This window comes from Actinomadura sp. 9N215, assembly GCF_044326345.1.
Taxonomy (GTDB): Bacteria; Actinomycetota; Actinomycetes; order Streptosporangiales; family Streptosporangiaceae; genus Spirillospora.
Window position 1 is genome coordinate 67,156 of sequence record NZ_JBIRBA010000003.1, and the last position, 19,387, is coordinate 86,542.

At 69.7% G+C, this 19,387-nt stretch carries 16 protein-coding genes; 14 read left to right on the forward strand and 2 right to left on the reverse strand.

Annotated elements, in window-relative coordinates; genetic code table 11:
* The first annotated feature begins 32 nt into the window (after positions 1 to 32).
* From ACH34T_RS05775 to ACH34T_RS05800, 6 genes are all read left to right on the forward strand, one after another.
* On the forward strand, positions 33 to 1,529 hold the full coding sequence (locus tag ACH34T_RS05775; protein ID WP_395990913.1) for a DHA2 family efflux MFS transporter permease subunit: 1,497 nt from the start codon (positions 33 to 35) through the stop codon (positions 1,527 to 1,529).
* A gap of 427 nt (positions 1,530 to 1,956) precedes the next feature.
* On the forward strand, positions 1,957 to 3,150 hold the full coding sequence (locus ACH34T_RS05780; protein WP_395990914.1) for an acyl-CoA dehydrogenase family protein: 1,194 nt from the start codon (positions 1,957 to 1,959) through the stop codon (positions 3,148 to 3,150).
* On the forward strand, positions 3,147 to 4,652 hold the full coding sequence (locus tag ACH34T_RS05785; RefSeq protein WP_395990915.1) for an amino acid adenylation domain-containing protein: 1,506 nt from the start codon (positions 3,147 to 3,149) through the stop codon (positions 4,650 to 4,652). Before ACH34T_RS05780 ends, ACH34T_RS05785 begins: the two co-directional genes overlap by 4 nt.
* The gene (locus ACH34T_RS05790) at positions 4,649 to 5,227 is read left to right on the forward strand and encodes a flavin reductase family protein (protein ID WP_395990916.1); all 579 of its coding nucleotides are present in this window, start codon (positions 4,649 to 4,651) and stop codon (positions 5,225 to 5,227) included. Before ACH34T_RS05785 ends, ACH34T_RS05790 begins: the two co-directional genes overlap by 4 nt.
* Before the next feature lie 104 nt (positions 5,228 to 5,331).
* Positions 5,332 to 6,678 (forward strand): NAD(P)/FAD-dependent oxidoreductase, encoded by a 1,347-nt coding sequence (locus ACH34T_RS05795; protein WP_395990917.1) that lies wholly within the window; start codon positions 5,332 to 5,334, stop codon positions 6,676 to 6,678.
* A 178-nt stretch (positions 6,679 to 6,856) separates the two neighbouring features.
* The gene (locus tag ACH34T_RS05800; protein ID WP_395990918.1) at positions 6,857 to 7,468 is read left to right on the forward strand and encodes a TetR family transcriptional regulator; all 612 of its coding nucleotides are present in this window, start codon (positions 6,857 to 6,859) and stop codon (positions 7,466 to 7,468) included.
* A gap of 80 nt (positions 7,469 to 7,548) precedes the next feature.
* On the opposite strand, the gene ACH34T_RS05805 is transcribed toward ACH34T_RS05800, so the two are convergent.
* Positions 7,549 to 7,674, reverse strand: a complete 126-nt coding sequence (locus ACH34T_RS05805; protein ID WP_395990919.1) for a hypothetical protein — start codon at positions 7,672 to 7,674, stop codon at positions 7,549 to 7,551.
* A gap of 402 nt (positions 7,675 to 8,076) precedes the next feature.
* Positions 8,077 to 8,709 carry a TetR/AcrR family transcriptional regulator gene (locus ACH34T_RS05810; protein ID WP_395990920.1) on the reverse strand — a complete coding sequence of 211 codons (633 nt, stop codon included), beginning with the start codon at positions 8,707 to 8,709 and terminating at the stop codon, positions 8,077 to 8,079.
* Between the two features lie 278 nt (positions 8,710 to 8,987).
* On the opposite strand from ACH34T_RS05810, the gene ACH34T_RS05815 reads away from it, so the two are divergent.
* From ACH34T_RS05815 to ACH34T_RS05850, 8 genes are all read left to right on the forward strand, one after another.
* Positions 8,988 to 10,553, forward strand: coding sequence for an FAD-dependent monooxygenase (locus ACH34T_RS05815; RefSeq protein WP_395990921.1), 1,566 nt, complete (start codon positions 8,988 to 8,990; stop codon positions 10,551 to 10,553).
* Between the two features lie 57 nt (positions 10,554 to 10,610).
* Entirely contained in the window at positions 10,611 to 10,877 is a 267-nt protein-coding gene (locus ACH34T_RS05820) for an acyl carrier protein (RefSeq protein WP_395990922.1), read from the forward strand.
* A 158-nt stretch (positions 10,878 to 11,035) separates the two neighbouring features.
* A complete protein-coding gene (locus tag ACH34T_RS05825; protein WP_395990923.1) occupies positions 11,036 to 12,715 on the forward strand; it encodes an NAD(P)/FAD-dependent oxidoreductase in 1,680 nt (559 codons plus the stop codon).
* 19 nt (positions 12,716 to 12,734) lie between these two features.
* Complete coding sequence (locus ACH34T_RS05830) at positions 12,735 to 14,498, forward strand: NAD(P)/FAD-dependent oxidoreductase (RefSeq protein ID WP_395990924.1); 1,764 nt, start codon at positions 12,735 to 12,737, stop codon at positions 14,496 to 14,498.
* 109 nt (positions 14,499 to 14,607) lie between these two features.
* Positions 14,608 to 16,347 (forward strand): NAD(P)/FAD-dependent oxidoreductase, encoded by a 1,740-nt coding sequence (locus ACH34T_RS05835; RefSeq protein WP_395990925.1) that lies wholly within the window; start codon positions 14,608 to 14,610, stop codon positions 16,345 to 16,347.
* A 64-nt stretch (positions 16,348 to 16,411) separates the two neighbouring features.
* Positions 16,412 to 17,638, forward strand: coding sequence for a cytochrome P450 (locus ACH34T_RS05840; RefSeq protein WP_395990926.1), 1,227 nt, complete (start codon positions 16,412 to 16,414; stop codon positions 17,636 to 17,638).
* Between the two features lie 85 nt (positions 17,639 to 17,723).
* Entirely contained in the window at positions 17,724 to 18,395 is a 672-nt protein-coding gene (locus ACH34T_RS05845; protein WP_395990927.1) for a TetR/AcrR family transcriptional regulator, read from the forward strand.
* A gap of 125 nt (positions 18,396 to 18,520) precedes the next feature.
* Entirely contained in the window at positions 18,521 to 19,201 is a 681-nt protein-coding gene (locus ACH34T_RS05850) for a TetR family transcriptional regulator (protein WP_395990928.1), read from the forward strand.
* The last annotated feature ends 186 nt before the right edge of the window (positions 19,202 to 19,387 follow it).

Sequence of the window (19,387 nt, forward strand, 5' to 3'; positions counted from 1 at the left end):
TATTAATATCGACCAGACGAAGGATTCGTACGATGAGCGAAACCCTCGCTTCCGAAGGCGGCGTCACCGCCGGTCGGGCAGGGGCCGATCCACGGCGCTGGTGGGCCTTGGCGGTCCTGTCCCTCGCGACGCTGATGGTGGTCCTCGACGCGACCGTCGTGAACGTGGCCCTCCCCCAGGCCCAGAACGACCTGCACATATCCGTCGCCAACCGGCAGTGGGTGGTCACCGCCTACACGCTCCCCTTCGGAGGTCTGCTGCTCCTCGGCGGCCGCATCGCCGACTACAGCGGGCGCAAACGCGCGTTCCTGATCGGGCTCGCCGGCTTCGCCGTCGCGTCCGCGATCGGCGGCGCCGCGACGGGCCAGAGCATGCTGTTCGCCGCCCGCGCCCTGCAGGGCACATTCGCCGCGCTGCTCGCGCCGGCGTCCCTCTCCCTGCTGAACACCACCTTCACCGACCGGCGGGAGCGCGCCACCGCCTTCGGCGTCTACGGCGCGGTCCTCGGCGCGGGCTCGGCCGTCGGGCTGCTCGCCGGAGGCCTGCTCACCAACTACCTCGACTGGCGCTGGTGCCTGTACATCAACATCCCGATCGCCGCCGTCGCCTTCTTCGGGGCCTTCCCGCTGATCCGGGAGAGCCGGGCGACGGGCGTCACCAGGTACGACGCGCCCGGTGCGCTGCTGATCACGGCGGGCCTGGCCCTGCTGGTGTACGGGTTCGCCGAGGCCGCGGACGGCGGCTGGGACTCGGGCGGCACGGTCGGCTCGCTGGTCGCGGGCGGCGTCCTGATCATCGCGTTCGTCGCCGTGCAGCTGCGCACCCGGTACCCGCTGCTGCCGTTGCACGTGGTGCTGAACCGCAACCGGGGCGGCGCCTTCCTGTCCTCGCTGCTGATCTTCCTGGCCATGATGGGGATGTTCCTGTTCCAGACGTACTACCTGCAGGGCGTCCTCGGCTACTCGGCGCTGAAGACCGGGCTCGCCCTCCTTCCGCTCACGCTGGTGGTCGTCGTCGGGGCGGGCGTCGTCACCGCGCTCATGCGCGTGGTCCCGCCGCGGACCATCATCACCGTGTCGTTCCTCGTCTGCGCCGTGGCGCTCGTCTGGTTCAGCCGGATCGGGGCGGACACGTCCTATGTCTCGCACGTGCTGGGCCCGGAGATCGTGGTCGGGCTCGGCATGGCCGGGATCCTGGTCCCGGCCACCAACCTCGCGCTGCTCGGCGTCGGCGGGGAGGACTCGGGTGTCGCCAGTGGGCTCGTGAGCGCGGCCCAGCAGGTGGGCGGATCGATCGGCACGGCGCTGCTGAACACCATCGCCGCCGAGGCCACCGCGAACTACCTCTCCTCCCACCCCGTCACCGACCCGGCGCTCGGGGGCCTCACCATGGCCGAGGGCGCGGTCCACGGCTATTCGGTCGGCTTCCTCTGGGCCGCGGCGTTCTTCGCGGCCGGCGCTCTGGTCTCCCTGGTGCTCGTCCGCGCCAGCTCCAAGGAGACCGCCGGCGCCGGCATGGCGACGACGTGAGCGCCCGAGACCGAGACCGAGACCGAGACCGAGACCGAGACCGCGGAGCATCCTCCGCCCCCTTCCCGGTGATCGCTCCCATCCGCGAGGACGGAAGCGTCCCCGGCTGACATCCCGACCAGCCGCTGCTCCCGGCCGACCGCCCCCCGTCGCTCGCCGGGAGCAGCGGTGTGCCATCGGACCACCCGAGTGGCGCGCCGCCGGGCGAACTCGGCGGCGCAGGGCACGAGCCCGCTCTCAGCCGTGCGGCGCACGCGTCAGACCTGCCCGTGGCTTCACACATGATGATATCTCCGCTTGACGAATTAAGCCGGAATGGTTAATTTCATCAAGTAGAGAAGTCATCAATCGCTGAATCCACCCGGCGAGGCGCCCCGGCCACGGTGCGTCCTTCGATCCGCCGGCCAACACCCGGTGAGGAAACGGGATGAACTTCGACCTAACGGATGACCAGCAGAAACGCTACGACGACACCCTCGAAGCGGTCCGGTACCACCTGGACGGGGAACCCGAGCAAGGCGCGGAGCACATCTTCACCCGCACCAGGTGGAAGGAGGCGGCGCGGCTGGGCCTGACCAGCCTGTGCGTTCCGGACGAGTTCGGCGGCGGTGGCCTCGGCGCCCTCGACACCTCGCTGTCCCTTGAGGCGTTCGGCCGCGGCTGCGCCGACACCGGACTGGTCTTCGCGGTGGCCGCGCACCTGCTCGCCTGCGCCGTCCCCATCCGCGACTTCGCCGGGCCCGGCGTCCGCGAAGAACTGCTCGGCGGGCTCGCGTCGGGCGAGCTGATCGCGGCGAACGCCATGACGGAGGACGACGCGGGCTCCGACATCGGCAGGCTCGACACCGTCGCCCGCCGCGACGGCGACGGCCGGCACGGCCAGCACGGCGAGGAGAGCGAGGAGAGCGAGGACGGCCGGGGATACGTCCTCGACGGCGAGAAGTCGTTCGCCAGCAACGCGCCCGCCGCCGACGTCATCGTCACCTACGCCACCACCGATGCCCGCGCGGGGTTCCTCGGCCTCACCGCGTTCGCGGTCCCCCGCGAACTGCCGGGCGTGTCCGTCGGCGAGCCGCTGCGCAAGATGGGCCTGCACGGCTGTCCCGCCGGACGCGTCGCCTTCACGGCGTGCCGGGTGCCGGCCTCCCATCGGCTCGGAACCGAGGGCCAAGGCGCCGCCGTCTTCCAGCATTCGATGGCCTGGGAACGCGCGTGCCTGTTCGCCTGCTACCTCGGGATGATGGAACGACAGCTTGAACGCTGTGTCGAGCACGCTCAGGAGCGACGGCAGTTCGGCCGCGCCATCTCCGGCTTCCAGGCGGTCTCGCACCGGATCGCGGTGATGAGGCAGCGCCTCGACGCGGCGCGGCTGCTCCTCCGCCGCGCGTGCTGGCTGCTGGACGAGGGCCGCGACAACACGCTCGCGGTCGCGCTGGCCAAGGTCTCCGTCTCGGAGGCCGCCGTGGCCAACAGCCTCGACGCCGTCCAGATCTTCGGCGGGGCCGGGTTCCTCGCGCCGACCGGCATCGAACGGAACCTCCGCGACGCGGTGCCCAGCACCATCTTCTCCGGCACCACCGAGGTCCAGCGGGAGCTGATCGCCAGGGAGATGGGGCTGTGACTCTGCATCGACTGCTCCGCGAGACGGCCGCGCGAACCCCGGACCGGATCGCCGTCGCCGATCCGTCCGGCCGCTTCACCTACCGCGACCTGGACCGCGCCGCCGACCGGATCGCGCACCGCCTGCGCGCCGCCGGCGTCGGGCGCGGAGACCGGGTCGTGGTCTGGTCGGGGAAGTCCGCCGCGGCGGTCGCCGCCATGCAGGCGGTCCTGCGGACCGGCGCCGCGTACGTGCCGGCCGACGGCACGAGCCCGGCGCGGCGCGTCGCGACGATCGCGGCCGACTGCGCCGCCCGCGCCGTCTGCACCACGACGGACCGGCTGGCAGAGGCGGCCGCGATGGGCGCCCGCGTCGCCAGGGTCGACCTGGGCATGGACATCGCGGGCCGCCCGGACGCGGAGCCCGGCGCCGACGGCGCGTCCCGCACCGCGGAGACGGTGGTCGAGCCGGACGACCTCGCGTACATCCTCTACACATCCGGCTCGACCGGGACGCCGAAAGGCGTCTGTGTGAGCCACGGCGGCGCGCGGGCGTTCGTCGACTGGGCCGTGCGGACGATCCGCGCCGAGCCGGGCGACCGCTTCGCCAACCACGCGCCGTTCACGTTCGACCTGTCGGTGCTCGACCTGTACGCGCCGTTCGCCGTCGGCGCGTCGGTGCACCTGATCGCGTCGGAACTCGCGCACGCCCCCGGCCTGCTCGTGGATTTCCTGTACCGGGAGGGGATCACGGTCTGGTATTCGGTCCCGTCCGCGCTCTCGCTGATGATGCGCGAGGGCGGACTGCTCGACCGGCCGGCGCCGGAGTCCCTGCGGGCGGTCCTGTTCGCCGGAGAGGTGTTCCCGATCTCCGGCGTGCGGGCGCTGGCCGGCTGGACGTCCGCGCGCCTGCTCAATCTGTACGGCCCGACCGAGACGAACGTGTGCACGTCCCACGAGGTGACCCCGGCCGACCTCGCCCGCGAACGGCCTGTCCCGATCGGCTTCGCGAGCTGCGGCGACATCGTCTGGGCGCGGCGCGCCGACGGGCACACCGCCGGACCGGGCGAGGAGGGCGAGCTCATCGTCGCGGGCCCGACCGTGATGCGCGGCTACTGGGGGTCGCCGCCGCAGGACGGCCCCTACGGCACCGGTGACATCGTGCGGGTCCTCCCGGACGGGTCGTTCGACTACGTCGGACGCCGGGACCAGATGGTCAAGGTCCGCGGGCACCGGATCGAACCGGGCGACGTGGAGTCCGCCCTCGCCGCCCATCCCGCGGTGGCGGAGGCCGCCGCGATCGCCACCGGCTCCGGGGTGGACTCCCGGCTGGTGGCCTTCGTGGTGCCGAGACCCGGCGAATCCCCCGGCGTGCTGGACCTCAAGCGGCACAGCGCCCAGCGGCTGCCACGCCACATGATCCCGGACGAGACGCACATCGTCCCCGAGCTTCCGCGCACGGCCAACGGCAAGGTGGACCGGGCCCGGCTGCGCGCCCGCCCGCCCGTGGGGAGGACGCGATGACGATCGGCGGGCACCTTCCCGCGCGCACCCTGACCTCCGTGATCCCGATGATGGGAGAGACCGCGGACGCGGGCGGATTCCGGGACGCGATGGGGTCGTTCCCCACCCCGGTCACCGTGGTCACCGCTCTCGACGAGGACGGCCTGCCGCGCGGTCTCACCTGCAGCGCGGTGGCGAGCCTGTCGATGGATCCGCCGTCGCTGCTGGTCTGCGTCAACCGGCGCAACGGCAGCCTCAGGGCGATCCGCCACAGCGGCGGGTTCGTCGTCAACCTGCTGCGCGAGGGCCGATACCGGCTCTCCGACCGGTTCGCGTCCGCGTCGCCGTCCAAGTTCGCCGGCACCCCGTGGCGGCCGAGCACGCCGTCCGGGCTGCCGCTGCTGCACGCCGACGTCCTGGCGCACGTGGACTGCGCGCTCCAGGCCGAGCTCGTCGCCGGCTCGCACGTGATCCTGATCGGCCTGGTCAGGTCGGCGGGCAGCACGGCCCGCGACGGCGGTCCGCTCGTCTACTACAACCGCAGCTACGGGCGCTGGGCGCTGCCCGTCTCCGAGGACTCCCGCGAGGACGGCTAGGCGCCTCCTCCGTCGAGCGGCGCGGACGGCCGTGAAGGGCCGTCCACGGAACGCTCCTCCATCACGCATCCGAGATCCTCCATCACGCATCCGAGAGAGGTTCGATGACAACCGACTATGACATCGCGATCATCGGCGGAGGGCCTGCCGGGTCCACGGCCGCGGCGTATCTCGCCAAGGCCGGCCTGTCGGTGGCAGTGTTCGAAGGCGAGATGTTCCCCCGGCCGCACGTGGGCGAGTCGCTGGTGCCGGCCACCACGCCGGTCCTGCTGGAGACCGGGGCGATGCCGAAGGTGGAGGCGGAGGGCTTCCCCAGGAAGTACGGAGCGGCCTGGACCACGGGCGAGTCCCGGGCCGTCCCGCACAACGGGTTCTCCGGGCTCACCCACGACTTCCGCGCCGCCGAGATCGAGTTCAGCGAGCGGGACCAGCCGGGCGTGGACCGCGACTACACCTTCCACGTCGACCGCGGGAAGTTCGACCTGGTCCTGCTCAAGCATGCCGAGGACCTCGGCGCGCAGGTGTTCCAGCGGACGCGGGTGCTGACCGCGGACTTCGACGACCCTGAGCGGGTGACGCTGCGCTGCCGGATCGGCCCTCGCGAGGTGCCGTTCACGGCGCGCATGATCGTGGACGCGTCCGGCCGACAGACCTTCCTCGGACGCCAGCTCCGCGTGAAGGAGCCCGACCCGGTGTTCAACCAGTACGCCATCCACACCTGGTTCGAGGGCCTGGACCGCGAGGCGCTGGCGGTCGACCCCGAGCAGCACGACTACATCTTCATCCACTTCCTGCCGGTCGAGGACACCTGGGTCTGGCAGATACCCATCACCGACACGGTGACGTCCATCGGTGTGGTCACGCAGAAGCGGCGTTTCACCGCGGCCGGGCCGGACCGGGAGAGGTTCTTCTGGGACATCATCGGGACCCGCCCTGACCTGCACCAGGAACTCAAGCGGTCCACGCGGGTGCGGCCGTTCCGGCAGGAAGGCGACTACAGCTACTCGATGAAGGAGATCTGCGGCGACCGCTTCGTCATGATCGGGGACGCCGCGCGATTCGTCGACCCGATCTTCTCCAGTGGTGTCAGCGTGGCGCTCAACAGCGCGAGAATAGCGTGCGCGGACATCATCGCCGCGGCCGGGACGGGAGATTTCTCACACTCCAAGTTCGCCGGATACGAGGGGAAACTACGCAGGGGCGTCCGCAACTGGTACGAGTTCATCTCCATCTACTACCGGTTGAACATCCTCTTCACGGCGTTCGTCCAGGACCCGCGGTACCGGCTCGACGTGCTCAAGCTGCTCCAGGGCGACGTCTACGACGACGAGGAGCCGAGGGCCCTCCAGGCCATGCGGGAAATCGTCACCGCGGTGGAAGAGGACGACACCCACCTCTGGCACCCCTACCTCGGGACGCTGCGCGCGCCGTCGGCGGCGCCCGCCTTCTGAAGGGCGGGCAACTCGGGTCGGGCAGAACAAACGTCCGCCAACCGAAGTCGGTGGATAGTGGCGATCAGGGCAAGATTGGCTACACTCTCAGAAAGAGGCGTTATTGGCGACACGCTGGGAGCATAAGGCGATGTATTCGTCCGGCGACGCGCACCCCGATCGCATACATCGGACGGTCATGCGGGTTCACACCGCTGAGACGAAGTCGGCGCCCCCGGCCATCGACAGCAGATCGGCCATTTTGCAGGCGGCACGCCACCTCTTCGCAGAAAGGGGCTACCAAGGCGTCAGCGTCCGGGCGATCGCCATGTCGGCCGACGTCGATCCCGCCCTGATCCATTATTACCATTCCACGAAGGCCGAAATCTTTCAGGCGGTGATCGAGGACATCCGCGGAGTCCCGAGCCTCGCGGTGCGCATCCTCGCAGCCCGCCCGGACGGAATGAGCACTCGCCTGGTGGGGACGTTCCTGGATCTGTGGGAGTCGCCGGGCGCCCGCGAACCGCTGCTGGCGATGGCGCGGTCGGTGGCGAGCCACGAGGACGCCCGTCGGCTGCTCACCGACCTCACCATCGCGGGCTGCGTCCGCCAGGTCGTGCCGGGGATGGGCGTGTCAGATCCCGACCTGCGCATCGAGCTGGTGACCTCGCTGCTCCTGGGCGCCGCCGTGATGCGTTACGTGCTGCGGATCGAGCCGCTGGCCTCCGCCGGCCGCCACACGTTGATCGCCGACCTGGCGGCCGCCGTCGACGCGCTGCTGGTCTGCGACGTCGGCACTTTTCATTCATAAAGGTCGCGCCAGTCGTAAAGGTCGCGCCAGTCGCAGAGGTCGCGCCAGTCGTAAAGGTCGTGTCAGTCGTAGAGGTCGTGTCAGTCGTAGAGGTCGTGCGGAACCTCGCTGAATATCACGCTCACCCGCCAGGCCAGGTCGGTCTCGTCGTCCTCGGAGGAGAACTCCAGGTTGACGGACAGCACATACGGCCCGTACTCGCGCATCTGCTCAAGGAGGCCGACATATTGCGCGGCCTCCCCCAGCGGACTCGAGAGGGAGGCCCCAAAGAAGTGGACCGATCTATAGTGGACGCGGTCGGGACGTCCCGTCCCGGAAGGAACGGGAACGGCGGACGGCCATGAGTTCTCCCGTGATCTGGCGTCTGATAACGCCCGTGCGGCCCGAGTCAATTCTCAACTCCCCGTCTCGAGACCATGGCCGACTCCCCTCAGTCATCATGTCCAGGGACAGCGACTGTCATTCCCCCACTGCCATCCGCCGGCCGAGAACAGAACGCACGGCGTCATTCGGCCCGGCGGAGCCGCTCCCCGATGGAGAACCAACCAAATCAACCTATTTCAAATAAAGTATACGATGGGCCAGTTTTTGGACGCAAGCCCTCCCTCTTACGGTGTGGCCCGCGGAAAATCGGCTGCCCGGATTTGTCCGTCCAGAAAGCCCTGAAAGTAGCGGCCCATAGATCTGACCAGGCTGTTCGAATCGGTCAAGGGACCGGACAGGACGATATAGCGCAGCAGTGCGGTTCCGACAAGCTGGGAACTGAGAATCTCCAGGCACAGGTGCGGGTCCGGCGGCCGGGCCTCCGCGACCGTGGGCCCGACCAGGCGGACCATGACGATCTCGCCGAACAGCCGCGCGGCCTCGCCATGGGAGAGCGACGAGCTGAAGATTGCGCGCAGCGCGTCGCCGGTGTCGGGTTCCTCCCAGATGCGAAGGAATTCGCGCACCAGGCGTTCCCCCGCCTCGACCCTGGGGCCGGAGGGCATGGCCACCTTCTCGAAGAGTTCGTCGACGGTGGCGGTGAACACGCGCTGCTTCGAGCCGAAGAAGTGATGGATGAGGGCGGCGTCGACGTTCGCCTCCGTCGCGATCGCGCGCAGCGTCGTGCCGTCGTAGCCGCGCTCGCCGAACAGCCGCCTGGCGGCCCGGATGATGTCGTCGCGCGTCTCGGTCGGCCCGGCGCGCCGACCGGTGCGGCCGGAACGCTGCGCGGGGCTCAGCGGACCCTCGGACCCCACGGGCACCCTCCCAAAGAATTCTTGACCTGATGAAGTCATCATGCATAGTATCAGGCTGGAATTCAACAACCGACCAAGACCGGGGTCCCGATCACCCCGCCGCCGACGGGCCGCGCCGTCCACGAGCCGTCACCGGCCGGACTCGGCGGACCGATTCGGCCGTCCCGCGTGCCCGCCGGTGAGCCGCCGCGCGTCACACCGGTCCTGACAGCGCCACGACGCGTGCGCGCACGCCACCGTTCCGCGCGTCCGCCTCTCCCACCGGAGAAAGGAATCCCATGATCGGTAGTGCTGACGGAGTGATCGTCGTCGGAGCCGGGCCCGGCGGCCTGCTGCTCGCCGCCGAGCTGGCCCTGGCCGGTGTCCCCTGCACGGTGCTCGAACGGCGGTCCGGCCGCTCCGCCGAGTCCCGGGCGCTGGGCCTCCAGGCGCGCACCCTGGAGCTGCTCCAGCTCAGAGGGATCGCCGGCCGGTTCACCTCGCGCGGGAACCCGCTGGACCACTTCAGGGTGACGGTCGGTCCGGCGCGCATCGACCTGCGCCGGCTGGACACCATGTTCCAGCAGCTCAACATCTGCCCGCAGAGCCTGACCGAGCAGCTCCTCGAAGAACGCGCGACCGAACTCGGCGCCAAGATCGAACGGGACGCGCGGGTCGTGGCGGTCGAACAGGACGCGGACGGCGTCACGCTGCGCGTGCGCGGGAACGACCGGACCTGGGAGGAACGGGCGTCCTGGGTCGTCGGCTCCGACGGGTCGCACAGCACGGTGCGCGAGTCGCTCGGCATCGGGTTCCCCGGCAAGACCTACCCGTACAACATCGTCGTCGGCGACGTCCGCCTGGCCAGGCCGCCCGAGTCCGGGATGCTGATCGAGGTCGGCCGGAGCGGACTGGTCGTCGCGATCGACTTCGGCAACGGCTGGTGGCGCATGGGCGTCGTCGACTGGAGCACCCCCGGGGACCCCGGCGAGCCGGCGACCCCCGAGGAGCTGTCGGCCGCGCTGACCACCATCTTCGGCTACGACCTCGGCGTGCACGACCCACTGTGGATGACGCGCTTCCGCTTCCAGAAGCGCCAGGCCACGCGGTACCGGAGCGGACGGGTCTTCCTGCTCGGCGACGCGGCGCACGTGCACGCCCCGCTCGGCGCGCAGGGGCTCAACCTGAGCATGCAGGACGCGATGAACCTCGGCTGGAAGCTGGGCGCGGTGATCCGCGGCAAGGGTCCCGAATCGCTCCTCGACAGCTATGAGGCCGAGCGCCGGCCGGTGGCCGACCGGGTGCTGTTCGCCACCGACAAGGCGATCCGCGTCATGATGTCGCAGCGGCTGCCGGTCCGGATGGCCCGCCGGGCCATCGTGCCCACCGTGCTGCGGGTGCCCCGCGGCCACCAGACGCTCGCCGGGTACGTTTCCGGGCTCGCGTGGGCCTACCCGCTGGGCGGCGGACGCCGCCGCGGGTCCTCGCTGACCGGCCGCCGTGTCCCCGACGCTCTGCTGCGCGTGGCGGGCGGCGACAACCAGCGGCTCTCGGACCTGTTCCACGGTGGTCGGTTCGTCCTGGTCGACCAGGCGGGCGGACGTCTCGCCAAGGTCGCCGAGCCCTGGGGCGCGGAGGTCGTGACCGTCCTCGCCCAGCCCCGGAGCCGCTCTCCGCTGGCCGCATGGTCCGCGGTGCTGTGCAGGCCGGACGGATACGCGGCCTGGAGCGGCGGCCCCGAGGACGAGGCGTCCCTCCGCACCGCACTCACGGCATGGTGCGGGGAGCCCGGCGTCACCCGCACCGAGACCACCGCGGAACCGGCGACCGGGAGGGAGACGCCGCGCACCGGCCCGGCCGGTTGAGGCGCGGTCCAGCGAACCGGAGTGTTTCCCCGCAGACCAGAGAAAAGGAGAATTGTCATGTCCGTCGAAGAAGTCACGGCCGGTGTGCTGGCCTTCATTCGCGAGTCGTTCCTGTCAGGCGACCCCAAGAACGAGCTGGACGACTCCACCCCGCTGCTCGAATGGGGCGTCCTCAACTCGATGAACACCGCACTGCTGTTGACCTTCATCCGGGATGAGCTCGGCGTGCCGGTACCGGCGACCAAGATCAACGGCGAGAACTTCAAGAACGTCAGGAACATCGCGGCGATGGTACTGGACCTGGACGTCGCACCGAGCGCATGACCGCGCGCCCGCGCGCCGGGGACGGTGGCCGGCGGCGGCCGGCCCGGGCTCCGGGATCGAACTCATCAATTAAAGAATACTTGACGTGATGAACTCATCAAGTATAGAATTCTAGAACTCAGCTTTCGGTTTCTCTTCTCCTCCCCATTGGAGGCTCGATGCCGAAGTCAGCCCAAGCCGCACCGAAAAGGACTCCCGCCTACGACGTCGCGATACTGGGATCGGGAATCGCCGGTTCGATGCTCGGCGCGATTCTGGCGCGTGGCGGCGCGTCGGTCCTGCTGATCGACGCCGACGCGCACCCGAAGTTCGCGATCGGCGAGTCCACCATCCCCTACACGCTGGTGGCCCTGCGGACGATCGCCGAACGGTACGACGTTCCCGAGATCAAGACGCTCGCCACCTTCACCAACTGCACGAAGATCATCGGCCCCTCGTTCGGCGTCAAGAAGCATTTCGCGTTCATGGTCCACCATGAGGGGCGGCCCCAGGACCCGCAGGAGACCAACCAGTTCAACACTCCGGGACTGCTGCACGAGGCGAGCCATCTCTACCGGCAGGACACCGACGCGTACCTCTTCCACACCGCCGTCCACTACGGCTGCGACGCCCGCCAGCACTTCCGCGTCGCGAACGTCGACTTCGACGGCTCGGGCGTCACCCTGACCGGGGTGAACGGCGAGGAGCACCGCGCCCGCTACGTGGTGGACGCCAGCGGATTCCGTTCGCCGCTCGCCGAGAAGTTCGCGTTACGGGAGACGCCGACCCGTCTCAAGCACCACTCCCGCTCGCTCTGGACCCACATGTCCGGCGTCCCCCGCACCGACGACCTGTTCCGCCATCGTTCCAGGGCCGACACCCCGCCCGTCCCCTGGTACGAGGGCACCGTGCACCACCTGTTCCCCCGCGGCTGGTTCTGGACCATCGGGTTCGACAACCACAAGTGGTCCCGCAACCCGCTGTGCAGCGTGGGACTGACGCTGGACCCGCGCATGTACCCGAAGGACCCGTCCGGCACGCCGGAGGAGGAGTTCGCGGCGGTCGCCGACCGGTTCCCCGACATCGCCCGGCAGTACGCGGGCGCGGTCCCGGCCCGGGGCTGGACCTCGACCGAACGGCTGCAGTACTCCTCCAAGCGGACCATCGGCGACCGATGGTGCCTGCTCGCGCATGCCGCGGGTTTCATCGACCCGCTGTTCTCGCGCGGGCTGTCCAACACCGCGGAGGCGATCAACGCCCTGTCCTGGCGGCTCCTGCGAGCGATCAAGGACGACGACTTCTCGGCCGAGCGGTTCGAGTTCGTCGACCGGCTCCAGCAGGGCCTGATCGACTACAACGACGAACTGGTGAACGCGGCGTTCATCTCCTTCTCCGACTACCACCTGTGGTCGGCGGTGTTCCGGATCTGGGCGTGGGGCTCCAACGCGGGCACCTTCCGGCTTCAGGACGCGCTCACCCAGTTCCTCAAGGACGGGCGCGACGAGCACTTCCTCGACCTGGAGGAGGCGTCCAATCTCGGCTTCTACTGGCCCGACCACGCGGGCTACCGGAAGCTGTTCGACGAGATGGTGGCCAAGTGCGCCGCCTACGAGGCGGGCGAGGTGACCGCGTCCCAGGCGGGCGACGATCTCTACGAGTTCCTCCGGGACGCCGACTTCGTCCCCAAGCACTTCGGCTTCGCGGAGCGCGACCGCCGGTTCATCAACCCCACCCCGGCCACGCTCCTGAAAACCGTGCGATGGGCGCGCACCGACGCCGACCCCGTCGTACGGCAGCTCATGCTCAACAGCTTCGGCGAGGCGGTCCGTCACAAGCTCCGCGGACGCCGCATCTTCTGATTCGAAGGGAACGCGCGCCGTGCAGAACACAGGCAAGAACCGAAGCCGGAGGACCGCCGCGAAACCCGAGCCGCCCAGCCACGACGTGGTCATCCTGGGCTCGGGCCTGGCCGGGACCATCACCGCCGCCTGCCTGGCCCGCAACGGGGTGAGCGTGCTGGTCCTGGACGCGGGGCAGCACCCGAGGTTCGCCATCGGCGAGTCGACCATCCCCTACACCTCGATGATGATGCGGCTGGTCAGCGAGCGTTACGGGGTGCCGGAGATCAAGTACCTGACCACCTTCGAGGCCGTCCAGTCCAAGATCAGCACCAACTGCGGGGTCAAGCGGAACTTCGGCTTCCTCTACCACGAGCCGGGCCGGTCGCATCACCCGCGGCAGAGCAACGAGTTCCCGATCCCGAAGATCACCCACACCGAGAACCACTTCTTCCGCCAGGACGTGGACGAGTGGATGCTCAAGGTCGCCCAGAGCTACGGAGCCGAGGTGCGGCAGCGCACGAAGGTCGTGGACATCGCCGTGGACGACGCGGGCGTCACGCTCACGCCCGAGGACGGTCCGCCGGTCCGGGGCAAGTTCGTGATCGACGCGAGCGGGTTCCGTTCGCCGCTGGCGGAGAAGTTCGCCCTGCGCGAGGAACCGACCCGGCTGCGCGCCCACTCCCGTTCGGTGTTCACCCACATGACGGGCGTCCGCCCGTACGAGGACACCGTCATCCCGCGCGGCGCGCACCGCAACCCCAGCCCGTGGAGCCAGGGGACGCTGCACCATCTGTTCCCCGGCGGCTGGATGTGGGTCATCCCGTTCAACAACCACGCGCGCGCGACGAACCCGCTGGTGAGCGTGGGGATCAACCTGGATCCGCGCGTCCACCCCAAGCCGGAGGGACCGCCGGAGCGGGAGTTCACCGAGTTCATCAGCGGCTATCCCGACATCCGCAAGCAGTTCGTGAACGCCAGGGCCGCGCGCGGCTGGGTGTCCACGAACCGGCTCCAGTACTCCTCCAGGCAGACGGTCGGCTACCGGTGGTGCCTCACCTCGCACGCGGCCGGGTTCATCGACGCCCTGTTCTCCCGCGGCCTGGAGAACACGATGGAGATCATCAACAGTCTCGTGCACCGCGTCGTGGACGCGGTCCGCGACGACGACTTCTCCGTCGAGCGGTTCGAGTACGTGCAGACCCTCGAACAGGGACTGCTCGACTTCAACGACGACCTGGTCGCCAACGCCTACACCTCGTTCCAGGACTGGGACCTCTGGGACGCCTGGTTCCGCGTCTGGTCGCTCGCGCAGATCCTCGCCACCTTCGAGATCAACCGGGCCTACGCGAAGTACCTGGACAACCGCGATATGGCCGCGATCGAGCACCTCGCCCGGCTCGAACCGCACGGCAGCGTCCCCGACTACGCGCCCGCGCGCGAGCTGTTCAGGACCGTCAGCGAGACCGTCCAGCAGGTGCAGAACGGCGGCCTCGACTCCGCGAGCGCCGCCGAGCGGATCTTCAAGCTGCTCGGCGACGCGGACTTCTCCCCGCCGGCGTTCGGCCTCACCGATCGGGACAACCGCTGGTACAACGCGACCACGCCGAACGTCATCCGGACCCTGCGCTGGGCGAAGCGCGAGGCGCCGCCGGAGATCGGACGGCTCGTCCACGAGGGACTCACGCTGTTCATGCGCAAGCGCCTGTCGCCCGACGAGTTCGACCTGCGGGGCGAGCTGCGGCATACGGTCGCCGAATGGCCGGTGCTCGGCCGCCCGTTCCGCCTGCCCGCGCCACGGTGACCGCGCCTGGCCCCCAGGCCCGGCCGATTCTTGTGGAAAGAAGTCATCAAATATAGAATTCATCGCGTATGGCATTCCGTCACACGCCCCCGGCACACGGAGGAGCGCAGTGCAGATCAACGGGTCGAAGGCAGCACACCGCGCGGACGTGATCGTCCTCGGATCGGGACTCGCCGGCGGAACCATGGCCGCCGTGCTCGGCAGGAACGGGGCCGACGTCGCCGTGATCGACGCCGGGAGCCATCCCCGGTTCGCGATCGGTGAGTCGACGATCCCCTACACCTCGATGCTGATGCGCCTGGTCAGCGAGCGTTACCAGGTACCGGAGATCAAGTGGCTGGCGACCTTCGAGGCCGTCCAGTCCAAGATCAGCACCAACTGCGGGGTCAAGCGGAACTTCGGTTTCCTCTACCACCGCCAGGGCCGCCGCCACGACATCACCGAGCGCAACGAGCTACCCATCCCGAAGATCACCAACACCGAGAACCACTTCTTCCGGCAGGACGTCGACGCCTGGATGATGAACGTCGCGCTCAAGTACGGCGCGCGCCTGGTCCCGAACACCAGGGTGTCGAGCTTCGAGTTCGAGGACGACGGCGTGACCGTGCTCACCGAGAACGGCGACAGGTGGCGCGCGAAGTTCGTCGTGGACGCCAGCGGGTTCCGCTCCCCGCTGGCCGCCCAGCTGGGCCTGCGCGAGACGCCCAGCAGGCTGCGCCACCACTCCCGGTCCCTGTTCACCCACATGGTCGACGTCACCCCGTACGACGAGCTGGTGCGCCCGCGCGGCGGGCACGGCAACCACCAGCCGTGGAACGAGGGGACCCTGCACCACCTGTTCGAGGGCGGCTGGCTCTGGGTCATCCCGTTCAACAACCACGCCCGCGCGACCAACGCGCTGGTGAGCGTCGGTCTGAGCCTCGACCCGCGCATCCACCCCAAGCGCGAGGGCGTCACACCCGAGGAGGAGTTCCGGGACTTCATCGCCGACTACCCCGACATCCAGAAGCAGTTCGTGGACGCCCGTTCCGTCCGCGAGTGGGTGTCCACGGACCGGCTCCAGTACTCCTCCAAGCAGACCGTGGGTCACCGCTGGTGCCTGACGTCGCACGCGGCCGGGTTCATCGACGCGCTGTTCTCGCGGGGGCTGAGCAACACCTTCGAGATCGTCAACGCGCTGGGCTGGCGGATCCTGGACGCGCTGCGCGACGACGACTTCTCCGTCGAGCGCTTCGAGTTCGTGCAGACCCTCGAACAGGGACTGCTCGACTTCAACGACGACCTGGTCGCCAACGCCTACACCTCGTTCCAGGACTACGACTTGTGGAACGCGTGGTTCCGGGTGTGGTCGATCAGCCAGCGGCTGGCCATCTTCGAGATCAACCGCGCCTACGCCCGCTACAAGGGCGACAACGACGTGGCGGGCGTGCGGCGTCTCGAACGGCTCGCCGTCAACGGGGTCTGCCCCGACTACGCGCCGGCGCGGGCGATGTTCGCGCAGGCCAACCAGGAGCTGCGCGCCGTCGCCGACGGCACCAGGACGCCCGCGGACGCGGCGGCCGCCGTGATGCGGCTGCTCCAGACCGCCGACTTCATCCCGCCCGCCCTCGGACTCGGCGACCCCGACAACCGGTGCGTGCACGTCAGCGGCCCCAAGGTCGTCGAGATGCTCCGCTGGGCCCGCCGCGACGCGCCGCCGGAGATCGGCGAGCTGGCCATCGAGGGACTGACCCTCTTCCTCAAGAAACGGCTGTCGCTGAAGGAGTTCGCGCTGGCCGAGGAACTCAAGCACGCGATCGCGGCGATGCCGGTGATCGGCAAGCCGCTGCGCGTCCCCACGCCGCGGTGACGCCGGCCGCCCGGCCCGCCGCGGCGTCCGGAGTCCCGCCCACCACATGGAATGAGGTACAGCGATGACAGAGAAGGTCGCCGACCACGAAGCCCTCCCGCGCCTCGGACCCGAGTTCGCCCTCGACCCCTACCCGGTCTACCGGCGCCTCCGCGAGAGCGGTCCCGTCCAGCGCGTCGTCGGCCACGACGGAGTGGTCCAGTGGATCGTGACCCGCTATGACGACGTCAAGCGGCTGCTCGTCGATCCCCGGATGAGCAGTGCCCTGACCAAGGTGCTGGACCCCGGGCTCGCCGACGGGCAGAAACGGTTCCGCATCGACGAGACGCTGCAGAACGCGATGACCAACCACGATCCCCCCGAGCACACCCGCATCCGGAAGACGGTGGTCCGCGCCTTCAGCGCGCGGCGCGTGGAGGCGATGCGGCCCCGCGTCCAGGAACTGACCGACACGCTGCTCGACGCGATGGACGGCGAGGAGCGCGTCGACCTCATCGAGAAGCTCGCCACGCCCGTCCCGGTCGCCGTGAGCTGCGAGATCCTCGGCGTCCCGGTCGAGGACCGGCCCTTCTTCAACACCCAGATGGACGATCTGATGGGGGCCGGGACCGCCGAGGAGAAGCGCGCCCCGGCCAAGGCGCTCACGTCCTACATGGCCGAGCAGGTGGCGATCAAGCGCGCGTCGCGCGGCGACGACGTGCTCAGCGCCATGATCGAGGCGTCCGAGGAGGAGGGCCGCCTGACCGACGGCGAGCTCGTCGGCGGGGCCGTGCAGCTGCTGTTCGCCGGCTACCTGACCACCATCTACGCGATCGGGGCGGGCGCGTACCGGCTGCTCAAGCACCCGGAACAGCTCGCCGAGCTGCGGCGTGATCCCGGCCTGCTGCCGAAGGCGGTGGAGGAGCTGCTCCGGTTCGACGGCCCCGTCATCCCCGGCATCCTGCGGTACGCCAAGGAGGACGTCGAGGTCGGCGGCACCACCATCCCGGCCCACTCCCTGGTCGTGCTGTCGCTCACCGCGGCGAACCGCGACCCCGACCGGTTCCCCGAGCCCGACAGGCTCGACATCCACCGCGAGGACACCGACCACGTCGCCTTCGGCGGCGGCATCCACTACTGCATCGGCGCACGGCTGGCCACCATCGAGACGGAGGTCGTACTCGGATCGCTGATCCGCCGCTTCCCCCGTCTCGAACTGGCCGTCCCCGACAGCGAGCTGCGGTGGGAGCTCAAGTCGTTCGCCCGCCACATCGCCGAGCTGCCGGTGTTCCCCCACGGCGCCAAGGGGTGACCAGGGCGCCCGCGGGCGCGGCCGCCCGCCCGGCCGCCGGAGGCAGGGGCAGGGCGACCGCGTTCGGGGCGACGGAGGACGAGCGATGCCGAACACCCCGCGACGCGGACGTCCCGGCCGCCCGCCGAAATCCGAGTCCGGCGACGCCAAGGCCCGGCTCATCGACGCGGCCCTGACGCTGTTCGCCGCGAAGGGGTTCACGGGGACCTCGATCCGGGCCATCGCGCGCGAGGCGGGGCTGAGCGACAGCGCGCTCTACGCGCACTTCGAGGACAAGCAGGCGATCTTCGGGGCGGCGATCGCCACCCTCGGCGCCCAGGACACGGCGGCGCCGATCGCCGGGATCGACCCGGCGCTCGCCGCGAGCGATCCGGGCGGCTACCTCCGGTGTGTGGCCGACCGGGCCGTGAGCGCCTGGGAGACCCCGGAGGCGCGGCGGATCGCCGGGCTGATGGCCCAGGACCGGCTGATCCACGAGCCGGCGCTCGTCGCCGGGGTCGTCACGTCCGTGCACCGGCTCGCCGGGTCGTTCGCCGCGTGGATCGAGGACGGCCGGGTGCGCGCGGACCTCGGCTCTCCGCTGGACCTGGGCTACGCCTTCTTCACCCCCATCGTGCAGGCCCGCCTCCTGTGGCAGCACGACTCGGCGACGCCGGAGGACCTGCGGAAGGCGCGCGAGCGCTCCGTCCGGCACACGGAGTTCTTCATCAAGACCATCCTCACCGCCGACCGCGAACGACCGAACGCCCGGCGATGAATCCGACGGGGAACGGGGCGGGCGGCGTCCCGGCGGGGCGCACCGCGCACGCGTTGCCGAGCAGGGGTATCGTGCGAAGGTAATGGTTGCGACGTTGTTGTTGTACGCCCCGGGAGAACAAGACCATGAACGCGTCCGGCAGCGAGAGCAGTGACACCTCTCGGCGGACGGTCGCGCGGAACAAGGCAACGCAGCGCGAGCAGGCGTCTGCGGCCGGAAGCAGCCGCGAGTTCATTCTCCGCGCCGCCCGGCGCCTTTTCGCGGAGAAGGGTTTTCAGGGCGTGAGCGTGCGGGCCATCGCCAAGGAGGCATCCGTCGACCCCGGGCTCGTCCATTATTTCTATCCGGCGAAAGCGGACGTGTTCGCCGCCGCGGTGGGCGAGTTGTGCGACACTTCCGGCCTCTTCGAACGGATTCAGGACGGCCCGGAAGAGGACCGGGTCGAACGGCTGGTGACCACGTTCCTGCGAATGTGGGAGGAGCCCACGGTCCGGGAACCGCTCCTCGCCGTGGCCCGATCGGCCGTCAACAACGACGAGGCCAACCGGGCGCTGGGCGAGTTCGTCAGGGAAGGCCTGGTCCAGCAGGTGGTCCTCGCGGCCGGGGTGGAGGAGCCCGAGTTGCGCGGCACCCTCGTGACGTCGCAACTCATGGGGACGGTGCTGATGCGTCACGTCATCGCGATCGAGCCGCTCGCCTCGGCCGACCTGGAAACGGTCGCCGCGCACCTGAACAGCGCCATCCACTGGTTGTTCACCTGCGACCTCACCGCCGAGCCCCCGCGCTCACCGGCGGCGTCCGCCTAGGGCGACCCAGGCGGCGGGCTCGGACGGTCAGCGGCGCACATGATCAAGGCATGGTCAATCTGACCCCAAGAATGGCCGCTCTGGCCCGGTGGGGGTGGATCGTCGGAAGTCGGCGCATAGATTGCAGGCGTGCCTTGGACGTGTTGCCTGAGTGCGCTCGTCGTGCTCCGTTTTTAACACGTCTAT